11 protein-coding genes are annotated in these 14,314 nt (G+C 70.1%); 8 read left to right on the top strand and 3 right to left on the bottom strand.

The window, feature by feature from the left end:
* Positions 1–37 precede the first annotated feature (37 nt).
* Positions 38–2,251 (bottom strand): PAS domain S-box protein, encoded by a 2,214-nt coding sequence (locus tag ACQE3L_RS07705; RefSeq protein WP_426963200.1) that lies wholly within the window; start codon positions 2,249–2,251, stop codon positions 38–40.
* Positions 2,252–2,503: 252 nt separating this feature from the next.
* On the opposite strand from ACQE3L_RS07705, the gene ACQE3L_RS07700 reads away from it, so the two are divergent.
* The 6 genes from ACQE3L_RS07700 (at position 2,504) to ACQE3L_RS07675 (ending at position 8,279) form a co-directional block, all read left to right on the top strand.
* Positions 2,504–5,377, top strand: coding sequence for a bacterio-opsin activator domain-containing protein (locus tag ACQE3L_RS07700; protein WP_426963198.1), 2,874 nt, complete (start codon positions 2,504–2,506; stop codon positions 5,375–5,377).
* Positions 5,378–5,494: 117 nt separating this feature from the next.
* Positions 5,495–5,638 (top strand): rubrerythrin-like domain-containing protein, encoded by a 144-nt coding sequence (locus tag ACQE3L_RS07695; RefSeq protein ID WP_426963197.1) that lies wholly within the window; start codon positions 5,495–5,497, stop codon positions 5,636–5,638.
* Positions 5,635–6,954 carry a glutamate dehydrogenase GdhB gene (gdhB, locus tag ACQE3L_RS07690; RefSeq protein WP_426963196.1) on the top strand — a complete coding sequence of 440 codons (1,320 nt, stop codon included), beginning with the start codon at positions 5,635–5,637 and terminating at the stop codon, positions 6,952–6,954. The genes ACQE3L_RS07695 and gdhB overlap by 4 nt, the downstream gene beginning before the upstream one ends.
* A gap of 114 nt (positions 6,955–7,068) precedes the next feature.
* Complete coding sequence (locus tag ACQE3L_RS07685) at positions 7,069–7,563, top strand: fasciclin domain-containing protein (RefSeq protein ID WP_426963195.1); 495 nt, start codon at positions 7,069–7,071, stop codon at positions 7,561–7,563.
* A 103-nt stretch (positions 7,564–7,666) separates the two neighbouring features.
* Complete coding sequence (locus tag ACQE3L_RS07680) at positions 7,667–7,942, top strand: ArsR/SmtB family transcription factor (RefSeq protein ID WP_426963194.1); 276 nt, start codon at positions 7,667–7,669, stop codon at positions 7,940–7,942.
* Positions 7,943–7,997: 55 nt separating this feature from the next.
* Positions 7,998–8,279: a DUF8036 family membrane protein gene (locus tag ACQE3L_RS07675; protein WP_426963193.1), complete on the top strand. Its 282-nt coding sequence runs from the start codon at positions 7,998–8,000 to the stop codon at positions 8,277–8,279.
* 36 nt (positions 8,280–8,315) lie between these two features.
* Here ACQE3L_RS07675 and ACQE3L_RS07670 read toward each other — a convergent pair whose 3' ends face one another.
* Entirely contained in the window at positions 8,316–9,083 is a 768-nt protein-coding gene (locus ACQE3L_RS07670; protein ID WP_426963192.1) for a TrmB family transcriptional regulator, read from the bottom strand.
* 187 nt (positions 9,084–9,270) lie between these two features.
* Between ACQE3L_RS07670 and ACQE3L_RS07665 the strand changes: the two genes are divergently transcribed.
* Together ACQE3L_RS07665 and ACQE3L_RS07660 are read left to right on the top strand one after the other, a co-directional pair.
* Entirely contained in the window at positions 9,271–10,869 is a 1,599-nt protein-coding gene (locus ACQE3L_RS07665) for a COG1361 S-layer family protein (RefSeq protein WP_426963191.1), read from the top strand.
* Between the two features lie 3 nt (positions 10,870–10,872).
* Positions 10,873–13,374 carry an efflux RND transporter permease subunit gene (locus tag ACQE3L_RS07660; protein WP_426963190.1) on the top strand — a complete coding sequence of 834 codons (2,502 nt, stop codon included), beginning with the start codon at positions 10,873–10,875 and terminating at the stop codon, positions 13,372–13,374.
* A gap of 48 nt (positions 13,375–13,422) precedes the next feature.
* On the opposite strand, the gene ACQE3L_RS07655 is transcribed toward ACQE3L_RS07660, so the two are convergent.
* On the bottom strand, positions 13,423–14,190 hold the full coding sequence (locus ACQE3L_RS07655) for a DICT sensory domain-containing protein (protein ID WP_426963189.1): 768 nt from the start codon (positions 14,188–14,190) through the stop codon (positions 13,423–13,425).
* Between the last annotated feature and the right edge of the window lie 124 nt (positions 14,191–14,314).

Below are 14,314 nucleotides of genomic sequence, written 5' to 3'. Positions count from 1 at the left end.
CGAAAACGCGAACGCCGGCCCGGCCTCTCGGGACCGGTCAGCGGTCGGTCGTCACGTCGAAGCGGGCGCCGCCGTCGGCCCCGTTCGTCGCCGAGACCGCCCAGCCGTGGCGGTCGGCGACCTCGTCGACGATGCTGAGCCCGAAGCCCGTCCCGTCGTCGGCGGTCGTGTACCCCGACTCGAACACGTCCTCGAGCTCGGACTCCGAGAGCCCGACCCCGTCGTCGGCCACGTAGAACCCGTCCGGCGTGTCACCCACCGTTATGGTGACGTCCGCCCCGCCGTGTTTGACCGCGTTCCGGAGCAGGTTCGACGCGAGCTGGCGGAGCTGGTCGCGGTCGGCCTCGACGGTCCGGTCGGTCTCGACCGTCAGCGTCGCGGTCGTCGCCGGAAGCGTCTCCCAACACGACCGCACGACGTCGGCCAGCCGGACCGGCTCGACGTCCATCGCCGCTTCGCCGGTCTGTGCGAGCGCCAGCAGGTCCTCGATCAGCGCGTCCATGCGGTCCAGCGCGTCGCCGATCCCGTCGATGTGCTCGCTTTCGCAGTCCTCCCGCAGCAGTTCGAGGCGCCCCTCCGCGACCTGCAGCGGGTTCCGAAGGTCGTGGCTCACGACGCTGGTGAACCGGTCGAGCCGTTCGTTCTGTTGCATGAGTTCGCGCTCGCGACGCTTCTGCCGGCTGATGTCCCGGTCCATCGCCACGAACCGGTCCTCGCCGTCCAGATTCAGGCGGATGAGGTGGACCTCGATGGGGAACGTCGACCCGTCCTCGCGTTCGAGCTTTCCCTCGAACCGATGCGAGGTGTTCGGCGGGAGGGTCTCCCAGAACGAGGTCGCGCGGTCGCGGTCGGCCGTCGGGTCGATGTCCCAGACGGTTCGCCCGACGAGTTCGCTCTCGGCGTACCCGAGCTCGGCGCACAGTCGCTGGTTGACGTCCCGGATGACGCCGTCGATGTCGTGGACCGCGATCATGTCCGGCGAGTGCTCGAAGAGGGCTTCGAGCCGCGCGGTGTGGGACTGCAGCCGCTCCTCGTCACGTTTGCGCTCCGTCACGTCCTCGTGGAACTCGACGAAGAAGTCCAGGTCGCCCTCGTCGTCGAACAGCGGGGCGACGCGGACGCGGTTCCAGAACTCCTCGCCGTCTTTCCGGTAGCTTCGCAGTTCGACGGTCGCCGGTTCGCGGTCGTCGATCGCGGTGCGAAGCTCCGCGAGCGCCCCGGCGGCGGTGTTCTCTCCCCAGAGGATCCCGCGGTCCCGCCCGACGACCGCGTGCGTCTCGTAGCCGGTGAGCGTCGTGAACGCGTCGTTCGCGTAGACGATCGGCTCGTCCGTCTCGAGGGGATCCGTCAGGACGATCCCGATCGGCGCCTCGTTCATCGCCCGCTCCTTCGCCGACGGCGTCGACGCGCCCGCGTCGGCCGACGGCGTTTGTGCGTCCGCGTCGTCCATCGCCGGCGGTGTGCCCGTGTCGGCCATCGCCCGCGGACTGAGCGTACAGATGAGCGAGCCGTCGTCGCTGTACGAGAGCGCGTGATCGACGTCGATCTCCGTCCCGTCCTTCCGCACGAACGAGGTGGTCCCGCGCCACCGTCCGTCGCGCGCTTTCGGGAGGAGCACGTCGTAGACGAACGGCACGTCCTCGTCGCGGTAGAACGTCTCCCAGTGGAGCCCGACGAGCTCCTCGCGGTCGTAGCCGAGGATCTCGCCACAGGCGTCGTTCGCGTACTCGATGTGTCCTGTCCCGTCGAGAATAGCGATACCGTCCCGCGCCGTCTCGATGGCCTCGAGGCCGCGGTTCGCGTCCCGCTCGGCCCGGTACCCCGCGACCGCGTTCCGCACCCGATTGGCGAGGACCCGGTACTGCTCCGTGCCGCCGGCCTTCTGGAGGTAGTCGGTAACGCCGGCCGAGATGGCCTCGCTGGCGATCTCCTCGCTCCCCTTCCCGGTGAAGAGAACGAACGGGAGCCCGGGACGGCGGTCGCGGACGCGCTCGAGGAGGTCCAGGCCGTCCAGCGCCGGCATGTCGTAATCGCTCACGACGCAGTCGACGGCGCAGTCCTCGTCGTCGAGCCGGTCGAGGGCGTCCCGCGGGTCCGTCTCGGTGTGGACGGTGAACGCGCCGTGTTCGCGCTCCAGGAACGTGGCGACGAGGTCGGCGAAGTCCGGCTCGTCGTCGACGTGGAGGATGTCGACGTCCTCCAGCTCCGCGGGCAATGACGAGTCCGGGTTGGCTTCGGCGTCACCGGTCATGGGTCCGTCTCGGGGCCGCCGTGGTAATTGTCTTACTGGTCGCCCCGAACGCGGCTCGCCGCGGCGGTCGCGTCGCGGTCCCGTCGCCCGGCCGTCGCGGCCACGGTGGTTGTTGTCCCTGAAACCGGGAATACACTCCCAGTTGATAAGTAAACAGCAGCGTTTTGGTCGTCGCACGAGTAGCTGTCGGCATCAGACCCCCGCACCGACCCGCGGGTTTCGTGCTCGACCGTTCCCACTCCCGTTCCACACATGAGTCCCACCGCCAGTAGCCTCCTCGACACGTCCGCGGTCGTCGTCGTCGGCGACGAACCGTGGCTCGCCGCCTACGCCGACGCGCTCCACCAGGAATCCGGCGCGACCGTCCGCCGCGTCTCGACCGCGGCGGCGGCCCGCGAGACGCTCTCCCGCGAGCGCGCCGACTGCGTCGTCGCCGACTACACCCTCCCGAACGGAACCGGCATCGACCTCGTTCGTCGCGTCCGCGAGGAGATGCCGACGCTCCCGGTCGTCCTGGGAACGGCCGACGGCAGCGAGTCGATCGCCGCCGAGGCCATCGAGGCGGGGGTCACCGACTACCTCCGGGTCTCCGAGCCGGTGTCGGACGCCGTCGACGACGCCCTCCGGCGCACCGAGGCCGCGATCCGGGAGGCTCGCCGGTCGGAGACGCGGCGCGAGCGTGCGCGACAGTTCGACGCCGTCTTCCACGACGCCGAGTCGGCGACGTGGGTGCTCGACCCCGAGGGCACGCTCACGCGCGTCAACCGGGCCGCCCGCGAGGCGGTGGCCGCGGACGCCGACGCGGTCGTCGGGGAGCCGTTCTGGACGCTCCCGTGGTGGGGCGACGACCGGACGCGGGCGGACGTCCGCCGCCTCGTGGACGCGGCGCGGGACGGGGAGTCCGGTCACGCCGTGCTTCCCCGGGACGCGGTCGCCGGTAGCCGCGTGCTGGAACTCTCCGTGCGGCCGGTCACCGACGGACAGGGCGAGCTCGTCTCGATCATCGTCGACAGCGACGAGATCACCGACCGCGTCGACCTCGAGCGTGAGCTCCGGCAGTCCGAGGAGCTCCACCGGGTCACGCTCAACAACATGACCGACACCGTGCTCATGACCGACGCGGACGGCGAGTACACCTACGTCTGTCCGAACGTCCACTTCATCTTCGGCTACACCGCCGACGAGATCCGCGACCTGGGCACGATCGACGACCTGCTCGGCGACGACCTCTTCGACCGCGAGGCGCTCGCCGAGGAGGGCGTCCTGAAGAACATCGAGACCACCGCCACGGACAAGGCGGGCCGCGAGCACACCCTGCTGGTGAACGTCCGCGAGGTGTCGATCCAGGACGGGACGCTGCTGTACAGCTGTCGGGACATCACGAAGCGCAAGCAGCGCGAACAGGCGCTCGCCACCCTCCAGGAGACCGCCCGAGAGTTCCTGTACGCCGAGACCCATCAGGAGATCGCCCACCACGTCGTCGACGACACCGCGGCCGTCCTCGACCTCGACGCCAGCGCCGTCTACCGCTTCGACGCCGACGACAACCACCTCGAGCCGGTCGCTCACTCGCGGGCGATGCGGGAGGTCCACGGACCGCTGCCCGCCGTTCACGCCGACGGCAGCGACCTCACCAGCCACAGCTTCGTCGAGGACGAGCCCCTGTTCTTCGCGGACGTCCACGATTCGGACCGCCTCACGAACCCCGCGACCGACCTCCGGAGCGCGGCGTACATCCCGCTCGGGGACCACGGCGTGTTCGTCGCCGGCTCGACCGACGTCGGCGCCTTCGACGACGTCACTCGGGAGCTCGCGGACCTGCTGGCGGCGACCGCCGAGGCGGCGCTCGACCGCGTCGACCGGGAGTCGAAGCTTCGCGAACAGGACCGGGAGCTCCAGCGTCGGAACGACCAGCTCACCGCGCTCAACCGCATCAACGAGACCATCCGCGAGATCGATCAGGCGATCGTCCGCTCGGAGACCCGCGAGGAGATCGACCACACCGTCTGCGACCGACTCACCGCCGACGGGCGCTTCCGGTTCGCGTGGATCGGCACCCTCGACGACGCGGGGGAGACGGTGACGCCGCAGACGCGGGCGGGGACCGACCAGGGGTACCTCGACGCGCGGTCGATCCCCGTCTCCGCAGACGGCGTGGACCCCGCGGGCCGGACCGCGGCGACGGGCGAGGTGACCCACGTCGCGAACGTCGCGGCCAACCTCCGTGCGGCCTCGTGGCGCAAGGACGCGATCTCGCGTGACCTGCTCTCCGTGGTGAGCGTCCCGCTCGTGTACAACGACCTCTCGTACGGCGTGTTGACGGTGTACGCGGAGACGCCCGACGCCTTCGACGGGACCGTTCGGGCCGTGCTCGCGGAGCTGGGCGAGACTATCGCCGCCGCGATCAGCGCCAGCGAGCGCAAGCGCGCGCTCCTCACCACGTCGCTGACGCGGGTCGAGTACGCGGTCGCGGACCCGTCGTTCGTGCTCGCTCGGCTGGCCGACGCCGCCGACTGCGCGCTCACCTACGAGGGGGGCGTTCGACAGACGGCCGGCGGCAACGACGTGTTCGTCACCGTCGAGGACGCGCCGCTCGACGCCGTCGTCGACGCGACGCGCCGGCTCACCGTCGTCGAGGACGCGCGGCCGATCCGGGGCGGCGACGCCGGCGGCGTGGTGCGCCTTCGGCTCTCCGAGCCGTTCCTCGCGGCGGAACTGGCGGACCACGGCGCCGTTCTACAGAGCGCGACGGCCACGCCGGACGGGGCGGCGACGCTGGCCGTCGACGTGCCGGACGGCGTCGAGGTGCGGAACGTCACGCGGTTCGTCAGCGACCGGTTCGCGGACGCCGACCTCACGTCCAAGCAGACGCGCGAGCAGGCCTCCGAGCACGGGTTCTACGCGTCGGTGCTCGACCGCATGACCGACAGACAGCTCGAGGTCCTCGAGACGGCGTACTACAGCGGCTTCTTCGAGTCGCCGCGACAGGCGACCGGGGAGACCGTCGCGGACTCGCTGGGGATCTCCCCGCAGGCGTTCTACCAGCACATCCGGACCGCCCAGCGGAAGCTGTTCGCGGCGCTGATCGAGGACCACACCCCGGTCGCGACTCCCCCGTCAGGTTGAACTGTAAACCCCCACTCTCCACAGTGGTTCGATAATCAACTACTGGATATTCCCTTATATCCTCATTATGGCCTTGTAGAGTCCCCCGCGCCGGACGGCCGGGGCGCTCGACCACCCATGAGAGACGTCGACCAGAACTCGGCCGAGGTATCGCCCTACGAGTGCTTCGCGTGCGGGAACGTGGTGCTCGCCGAGAACGCCCCCGACCGGTGCCCGGACTGCGCCGGCGAGATGCGGAACCGACGGACGCCGATCGAATGACGATGCCTCCGACATCGACGTCCGCGACGACGCGCGCGGAGCGGGACGACGAGGCGCCGGAGGAGCCGACCGAACCGGAGTCGGCGCTGGAGACGGCGCGGCGACAGCTCCAGCACGCGGCCGACCACCTCGACATCGACCCGAACGTCGTCGAGCGGCTCAAGCATCCCAAAAAGGTCCACGAGGTCACCGTTCCGATCGAGCGCGAGAACGGCGACGTGGAGGTGTACACCGGCTATCGCGCCCAGCACGACAGCGTCCGCGGCCCGTTCAAGGGCGGCCTCCGATATCACCCGGACGTGACGCGCGAGGAGTGTGTCGGCCTCTCGATGTGGATGACCTGGAAGTGCGCCGTGATGGACATCCCGTTCGGCGGCGCGAAGGGCGGCATCGCGGTGAACCCGAAGGACCTGTCCACGGAGGAGACCGAGCGGCTGACGCGTCGGTTCACGGACGAGATCCGGTCGGTCATCGGGCCGACGACGGACATCCCCGCGCCCGACATGGGGACGGACCCGCAGACGATGGCCTGGCTGATGGACGCCTACTCGATGCAGGAGGGCGAGACGGTCCCGGGCGTGGTCACCGGGAAGCCGCCGGTCGTCGGCGGCAGTGAGGGCCGCGACGCGGCGCCGGGCCGGAGCGTCGCCATCATCGCCCGCGAGGCGATCGAGTACTACGACAAGGAGATCAGGGAGACCTCGGTCGCCGTACAGGGGTTCGGGAGCGTCGGCTCGAACGCCGCGAAGCTGCTCGACGACTGGGGCGCGAACGTGGTCGCCGTCAGCGACGTCAACGGCGGGGTCTACGACCCGAACGGGCTGGACACGCACGCGATCCCCTCCCACCACGAGGAGCCGGAGGCGGTGCTGACCCACGAGGCCCCGGAGACGGTGACGAACGACGAACTGCTGGAACTCGACGTCGACGTGGTGATCCCGGCGGCGATCGGGAACGTCCTGACCGCGGCCAACGCGGACGAGGTGGCCGCGGACATCGTCATCGAGGGGGCGAACGGCCCCACGACGAGCGCCGCCAGCGCGATCCTCGCCGAGCGGGACGTTCCGGTGATCCCGGACATCCTCGCGAACGCCGGCGGCGTTACGGTGAGCTACTTCGAGTGGCTCCAGGACATCAACCGTCGCGCGTGGTCGCTCGAGCGCGTCAACGAGGAACTGGAGACGGAGATGCTCGCCGCCTGGCGAGCCGTCCGCGAGGAGTTCGAGGCGCGGGACGTGACGTGGCGGGACGCGGCCTACATCGTCGCGCTGTCGCGGATCGCGGAGGCCCACGAGGCGCGTGGGCTCTGGCCCTGATCCACCGGTCTCGGCGGACCGGCCGAGATTTGGGTCTCTTTTGGGTCGCATCCGAGCCACATTCACGCGATCGTTGATTAGTACCGCGGTGGACCGTCCATCCGGGTGTATCCCATGAAGGCACACAGACGATCGGTACTGAAGAGCGTCGGCGCGGGAACAGCGGCTCTGGTCGGCGGGGTCGGCGCTGCCGCGGCCCGGCCCCCCAGCGAGGACGACACGATAGTCGACGTGGCCGTGGCGGCCGACGGCTTCGACGTGCTCGTCGCCGCGGTCCAGGAGGCGGGCCTCGTCGACGCCCTGAGCGGCAACCGCCAGCTCACCGTGTTCGCGCCGACCGACGAGGCGTTCAACGACGCCGGGATCACCGTCGACAACGTCGGCGCGGTCGACGAGGAGTTCCTCCGGAGCGTCCTCACCTACCACGTCACGCCGGGCCGCCGCAACGCGGCCTCGGTCACCGGATCGTCGGGGGTTCCCACGTTGAACGGCGCCCGAATCACGGTCGACGGGACGACGCTCGACGGCGGTCGGGCCGAGATAGTGGCCACCGACATCGAGGCGTCGAACGGGATCGTACACGTCATCGACGGCGTGCTGCTGCCGTAGCGACCCCGCTGTGGCCGCCGGCCCTCCATGGCGTCGCGCCTGCCCTCCACGACGGGAACCGCGGCGTTGGTCTTATGTTGCGGCACCCCGACGGATACTTCCGATGGAGGCGGTCCTCTGGCAGGTGTTGGCGGGGACCAGGGGCGGTCCCAACCGTGCCCGCCTGCTCCGGGCGCTCGACGAGCGGCCGCGAAACGCCAACCGGCTCGCCGAGGACCTCGACCTCGCGTACCAGACCGTCAGACATCACCTCGACGTGCTCGAGGACAACGGCGTGATCGAGAGCACGGAGCGTGACTACGGCGCGATCTACCTGCCCACCGACCGCACCCGGACGCACTGGGCGACCGTCGAGGAGATAATCGACCAACTGGAGTGACCATGAGCCGAATCAGGAACGCGGCGACGGACGGACGAACCGGCGGTGGCGTGAGATGAGTCTGACGCTCGAGGTGGCTCGGGTCGCCGCCGCGACGAACGTACTGCTCCTGCTCGTCCTCGTCGGCATCTGGGGGCGGAACTACGCCACGATCCGGTCGAAGCACACGCTCGGATCGGCCCTGTTCGCGCTCTTCCTCCTCGCCGAGAACGCGCTGGCGCTGTTCTACTACCTCGATCCGCCGTCGATGTCCGGGCCGGCGGTCCGGGCGATGATGTACCTGCAGGTCCTCGAGTTCGCTGGCATCGCCCTCCTCGTTTACGTGACCGTGGACTGAGGCGGGGACGCGGTCCGATCGCGCGATGCGCCGCGGTCAGGGCGTCCCTTCCTCCCCGCTCACCGACGACTCGACGAGCGAGACGATCAGTTCGGCGAAGCCGGACCCCTGACTCCAGAAGGCGGTCTCCTCGGCGTTCGGGAGGTCGTCGCTCCCGCGGACGCCGTGGAGCATCCCGTCGTCGTCGACGAGCAGCATGCGGCTGGTGTTCTCGTCGTCGGTGACCTCCTCGGGGGGGTCGAGCGTCGCGACCGGCGTGTCGGCGAACCGCTCCCGGATCGCCGGGTCCTCGGCGATCACGAGGACCTCGACGCCCTCGCCGGCGCGGTCGACGAGCGCGTCCGCGACGGCGTCGGGGAGGAACTCCGCTTCGGCGATGCCGGCGACTAGCCGCCGGTCCGCGTTCCGAATCAGTTCGATCACGCGGGCGTCGACCGACTCGCGCCCCCGGACGACCCATATCTCCTCGGCCGTCTCGTCGGCGCCGGTCTGGTCGCGCTCGCGTCGCTGTAACCCCTCGCGGGCGGCCTCGAGGTCGCGTTCGAGGCGGGACCGGAGCACTCCCACCGTCTCGTCCGGCGAGAGCGCCTGGTACTCCTTCGGGTTGGTGTGCTGAACGTGGAGCAGGCCGCGCGACTGGAGGCCGTCCGCGGCGGGGTACACCTGCGACCGGGGCACGTCCGCCGCCTCGGCGATCCGGCGCGCAGGCCCGGTGCCGATGGACTGCAGCCCCAGTAACACCTTCGCCTCGTTGGTCGCGAGACCCAACCGCTCGAGCGCGGCGAGCGCGTCGTCGTCGGTCATCGACGGAGCATTCCTTTCGGTACGTATATATGTGGTGGCTTTGTTGGGAGGAACATCACAACAGTCTCGCCGGCGAGTGCCGGCGACGGTCCTCCAACCCCATGGCCCACACGCACACGACCCCGGTGACGACGCGGCGAGGCGCGTACAGCGACATCGAGCCCTCCGGCGATACCGGGGGTGAGCCATGACGAGGCGGGCCCGCCTCGCGACCGCCGCGCTCGCGGTGCTGCTCGTGACCTCGATGGTCGCGGGGCCGGTCGCCGGCCAGAGCTTCGCCCGCGGGGAGCCGGACATCTCGGCGCACCTCCCGGACAACGACGTGACCCCGGGGAGCGAGTCGACCTTGGAGGTCCAGCTGCTGAACGACGGTGAGCTTGAGGCCGGACTGGACGGGTCGCAGGTGAAGACCGCCCGCGGCGTCACGGTCGCGGTCGACGACGCCGGTCCGTTCGAGGTGACCACCGAGCGCACGGCGCTCGGCACGATTCGTGACGGACAGGTCGTCACCGCCCCGTTCCGCGTGACGACGCCCGAGGATCTGGAGCCGGGCACCTACGAGGTCGAACTGGAGGTCGAGTACTCGTACACCTCCGGCTCCTACCCGAACTCCGGCTTCACGAACGAGCGCACGGAGACCGAGGAGGTGGCGGTGACCGTCGAGGTCGTCGACGAGCCGCGCTTCGCCATCGGCAACGTCAGTACCGACGTCCAACCCGGCACGAGCGGCGAGGCGACGGTCCCGATACGGAACGTCGGCTCGTCGACCGCCTACGAGGCGCGGGCGACCGTCTCCGGGAGCGGCGGCGTGACCGTCGGCGGGAGCGCGGGCGCCGCGGAGGCGTACCTCGGGACGCTCGCGCCCGGTGAGGTCCGCAACGTCACCGTCGACGCCAGGGTCGCAGAGTCGGTCGTCGCCGGCGACACGCCCGTCGAGGCGGCGGTCCGGTACCGCGACGACGACGGCGTCGACCGCGAGGCGCCGCCCGCGTACGGCAGCCTCCATCCCGAGGCGGAACAGGAGGTCGCCATCGAGGACCTCGCGGACACGCTCTCGGTGGGGTACGATGGCGAGATCAGGGGGACGCTCCGCAACGAGGGGCCGACTGCGCTCACCGACGCCGTGCTGGTGATCGAGCCGACCACCGACTCGCTGATCGTCGAGGAGCGGCGCTACGCGCTGCCCGAGCTGGCGGCCGGCGAGGCGGCCGACTTCGCGTTCCCGACCGACGTGGGCGGCTCCGCCGACCCCGGTCCCCGGCAGGTCCGGTTCTCCGTCGAGTACAGCAACGACGGCCGGCAGACCGCGACCGTCGGCCCTGTCTCCGAGCGCGTGGTCGTCGACGAGCGCCAGTCCGCCTTCGGAGTGGAGAACGTGCGGGCGAACGTCACCGCGGGCGGGTCGACGGAGCTCGTCGTGGCGATCACCAACCAGCGGCCCGAGCCGCTCTCGAACGTGAACGCGAAGGTGTACGCGGACAGCCCGCTGTCGGTCGCTAACGACGAGGCGTTCGTGGACGAGCTCGCGCCGAACGGGACGACCGAGATCCGGTTCTCCGTCTCCGCGTCCGCGGGGACGATGGCGAAGACCTATCCCGTCGAGATGGACTTCCAGTACGACACCGCCCGCGGCGAGACCGTCCTCTCGGACACGTACCAACAGCCCGTCGCGGTGTCCGAACCGGTCGACGACGGCGGCGGTCCGTCGCCGCTCGTCGTCGTCGGCGGGCTCGTCGTGGTCATCGCCCTGATCGCCGGCGGGATCGTCCTGTACCGGCGGCGCTGACAGATGCGCGGACCGGACCCTGATCGGACGCCGATCGACGCGCTCACGGAGCGGATCAACGACGCCGTCTCCGGCCGACCGCGGACCGTCGTCGTCGCGTTCCTGATCGTCTCGCTGGTCTTCGCGGGCGGGATGGGGATGGGCGGCGAACAGCAGGCCGGCACCGACCAGTTCACCGCCGACGTGGAGGAGCAGGACGCCCTCGACGCGATGGAGGAGGACTTCTCGCGCGGGAGCCGCGAGAGCGGCGGGAGCACGGCGACGCTGTTCGTCTCCGACGACCGCAACGTCCTCTCGAAGCCGAGCCTGTTGCGGATGCTGACCGCACAGGAACGGCTGGAGGACAAAGACGAGCTTCGGGTATCGACCACGACCGGACCGGCGTCGATCATCGCGACGCAGCTCGATCCGAGCGCCGACACCGCCGAGGCGCAGCGGCGAGCGGTCGAGCGCGCCACCGCGCGGGAGCTGGACGCGGCGATCCGACGGGCGGCGAACAACGGGGGGATCGGCCCGGTCAGCACCGACTTCACCGCCGAGTCGGGCTCCGCGGAGGTCGCGCAGGTCGTCGTCCAGTACGACACGCCGCCGGCCGCCAGCACCGGACAGCGCGCGAGCATCCAGACGCGGACGGTCGACGTGGTCGGCGGCGTCGAGGGGCTGGAACCGGGCGACAACGTGGTCGTCTTCGGCGACGCGATCATCAACGAGGAGGTGAACCAGCTGTTGACCGACACCGCGATCATCGTCTTCCCCGCCGCGCTGCTTCTGATCGTCTTCTTCCTCGTCGTGGCCTACCGGGACCCGGTCGACCTCGGCCTCGGCGTGGTCGCGCTGCTGATGACGCTCGTGTGGACGTTCGGGTTCATGGGCTACGCGTCCATCCCGTTCTCCGACTCGCTGGTCACCGTCTTCCCGCTGCTGCTCGCGGTCGGGATCGACTTCGGGATCCACATCATCAACCGGTACCGCGAGGAGCGCGCCGAGGGGGCGGCGATCGGCGAGGCGATGCGGCTCACGACCGACCAGCTGACGACCGCCTTCTTCATCGTCACGCTCACCACGGTGTTCGGGTTCGCCGCCAACCTCACCAGTTCGCTCGGCCAGCTCCAGGACTTCGGGATCGTCGCCGCCGCGGGGATCGTCTTCACGTTCCTGATCTTCGGCGTGTTCCTGCCCGCCGGGAAGGTCGTCCTCGACCGGCTCCGGGAGGGGACCCGCTTCCCGCGGTTCGGGACCGCGCCGCTCGGCCGCGAGGGGTCGATCATGGGGACGGTCCTCCCGCTCGGGGCGAAGGCGGCCCGGGTCGCGCCCGTCGTCGTCCTCGTCGTCGCGCTCGTCGCGGGCGCGGCGGGCGGCGCGTACGGGACCGGCGTCGACACGGAGTTCTCACAGGAGGCGTTCTTCCCCGACCAGGAGAAGGTCGACGCCTACGGCCAGCTCCCGGAGCCGCTCGCGCCGTCGGAGTACACGTTCATGCGCGTGCTCGACCACCTGGAGGAGGACTTCGACCAGGGGTTCATCGGCTCGGTGACGCTGTACGTGCAGGACAGGGACGTGCGGTCGAACGTCGCGCTGGAGGACGTCGACCGGGCCACGCAGGACCCGCCCGACGCGTTCGCCTCCGAGAACCGCCGCGCGGAGGCGACCAGCATCGTCTCGGTGATGGAGTCGCGCGCCGCCGCCGACCCCGAGTTCGCCGCGATGGTCGACCGCTTCGACACGGACGGCGACGGGATCCCGGACCGCGAGGTCGACCGCGTCTACGACGAGCTGCTGTCGTCGGCACACGGCGACCGGGCGCGCAACTACCTCACCGCGGACCGAAGCGCGACCCGGATCGAGTACACGCTCACGGCCGACGCCGACCAGGCGGAGGCGACCGCGGCCGCGAACGCGGTCGCCGAGGACATGCGCCTCGACGCGACGCCGACCGGCACGCTCGTGGTCAACCAGGTGGTGATCGACCGGATCACCGAGTCGGCGATCCGGAGCCTGATCGTCGCGTTCCTGCTGACGGCGGCGTTCCTGATGGTCTCGTACTGGTGGCTGGAGAGCCGGGCCGTCTACGGCCTGATCAACCTCGTCCCGGTGCTCGTCACCGTCGGCCTGCTGGCGGGGTCGATGCGCTACTTCGGGATCCCGCTCACGCCGTTCAACGCGCCGATCCTCTCCGTGTCGATCGGGCTGGGGGTCGACTACACGGTCCACTATATGCACCGCTTCGTCGACGAGTACGAGGCGGGCCGGAGCGTCGAGGAAGCCCTGCTGATCACCTCTCGGGGGACCGGCGGGGCGCTCACGGGGAGCATGCTCACGACCGTCTGCGGGCTCGGAACCCTCTATCTCGCGCTGATCCCGCTGGTCGCTGAGTTCGGGGTCCTGCTCGCGCTCGGGGTGTTCTACGCCTACCTCGCGTCGATCTTCGTGCTCCCCTCCGTCATCGTGGTCTGGGACCGCACCGCCTCGCTGGCCGCGCCGGTCGCGAACGCCGTGACGCGCTGACCCAACGGGAATCCGCGGACACTGAGCCGCCCCCGCTCCGTGGCCCCCTCAGAGCTCGCTGGCGAGGTAGGCCTCGATCTCGCGGACGGTCCCGGCGTCGAACGTCCAGTAGCCGTCCCACACGTTCCGCTCGCGCTCGATCGCGACGAGGCCGACGTGGTCGTCTCGGTCGTCGGGGTCGTCCGGCGTGAACACCACGAACCACGACCGCCGGTACTCGTAGGAGTCGCCGGCGTGGACCGTCACGGGGAGTTCGTGGACGTCCGCCCAGTCGTCGCGGCCGTAGACGTGGACGTCGACCGCCGTTTCGCCCAGGGACCGATAGACCTCGTTGGTCCCGCGCTCGTCCTGCAGGCGGGACAGTCGCTGGAACGACGACCGGAGCGTTCCCGCCCCGGCCTCGTAGGCAGTGCGCTCGATCACGCGCGACATCACGATCAGCAGGAGCTTCTCCTTGTTCGAGGCGGGGTAGCCGCGGACGGTGAACGCGAAGTCGTCGAGCCCCTCGAACACGTCCGGGAGGTCTATCTCCGTCAGCTTCCGGGCTCCCGTCTTGAACAGATCCGAGTTGATCAGCAGGACCGAGTCCATCAGCGCCGACAGCGGAGAGCGGGCGATTATCTCTCCGTCCTCGACGAGCGCGACCAGGTCCTCCGCTTCCCCTTCCATTTCGACGTCTTCGACGGGGACCGGCTGCGTGTCGAGGAGGTCGCCGAGGAGGTTCCGCACGGCGTCCGGGGACGACCGGTTGACGAGCAACAGCGACCGCTCGGGTGCGTCGGCCCGTTCGATGAACTCCCGGAGCGAATCGGCCATCGTGTTTACGACCAGTTGCGACGGCAAAAAGACAAGTGTTCCGGCCAGCACTCGTCCGTCTGCGATGCTCCGTCGAGTGAGGCCGTACCAAACAGCTACTAACCTCGATCCCGTACCGCGACAC

Origin of the sequence: Haloparvum alkalitolerans, from assembly GCF_050122995.1 — an archaeon.
Classification (GTDB): Archaea; Halobacteriota; Halobacteria; order Halobacteriales; family Haloferacaceae; genus Haloparvum; species Haloparvum alkalitolerans.
The sequence above is the reverse complement of the archived record's forward strand: the minus strand, read 5'-3'. Positions and strand labels throughout refer to the sequence as shown.

Coding starts and splice junctions, on each gene's coding strand:
- ACQE3L_RS07705 (WP_426963200.1), bottom strand. CDS start 2,251: ATGACCGGTGACGCCGAAGCCAACCCGGACTCGTCATTGCCCGCGGAG.
- ACQE3L_RS07700 (WP_426963198.1), top strand. CDS start 2,504: ATGAGTCCCACCGCCAGTAGCCTCCTCGACACGTCCGCGGTCGTCGTC.
- ACQE3L_RS07695 (WP_426963197.1), top strand. CDS start 5,495: ATGAGAGACGTCGACCAGAACTCGGCCGAGGTATCGCCCTACGAGTGC.
- gdhB (WP_426963196.1), top strand. CDS start 5,635: ATGACGATGCCTCCGACATCGACGTCCGCGACGACGCGCGCGGAGCGG.
- ACQE3L_RS07685 (WP_426963195.1), top strand. CDS start 7,069: ATGAAGGCACACAGACGATCGGTACTGAAGAGCGTCGGCGCGGGAACA.
- ACQE3L_RS07680 (WP_426963194.1), top strand. CDS start 7,667: ATGGAGGCGGTCCTCTGGCAGGTGTTGGCGGGGACCAGGGGCGGTCCC.
- ACQE3L_RS07675 (WP_426963193.1), top strand. CDS start 7,998: ATGAGTCTGACGCTCGAGGTGGCTCGGGTCGCCGCCGCGACGAACGTA.
- ACQE3L_RS07670 (WP_426963192.1), bottom strand. CDS start 9,083: ATGACCGACGACGACGCGCTCGCCGCGCTCGAGCGGTTGGGTCTCGCG.
- ACQE3L_RS07665 (WP_426963191.1), top strand. CDS start 9,271: ATGACGAGGCGGGCCCGCCTCGCGACCGCCGCGCTCGCGGTGCTGCTC.
- ACQE3L_RS07660 (WP_426963190.1), top strand. CDS start 10,873: ATGCGCGGACCGGACCCTGATCGGACGCCGATCGACGCGCTCACGGAG.
- ACQE3L_RS07655 (WP_426963189.1), bottom strand. CDS start 14,190: ATGGCCGATTCGCTCCGGGAGTTCATCGAACGGGCCGACGCACCCGAG.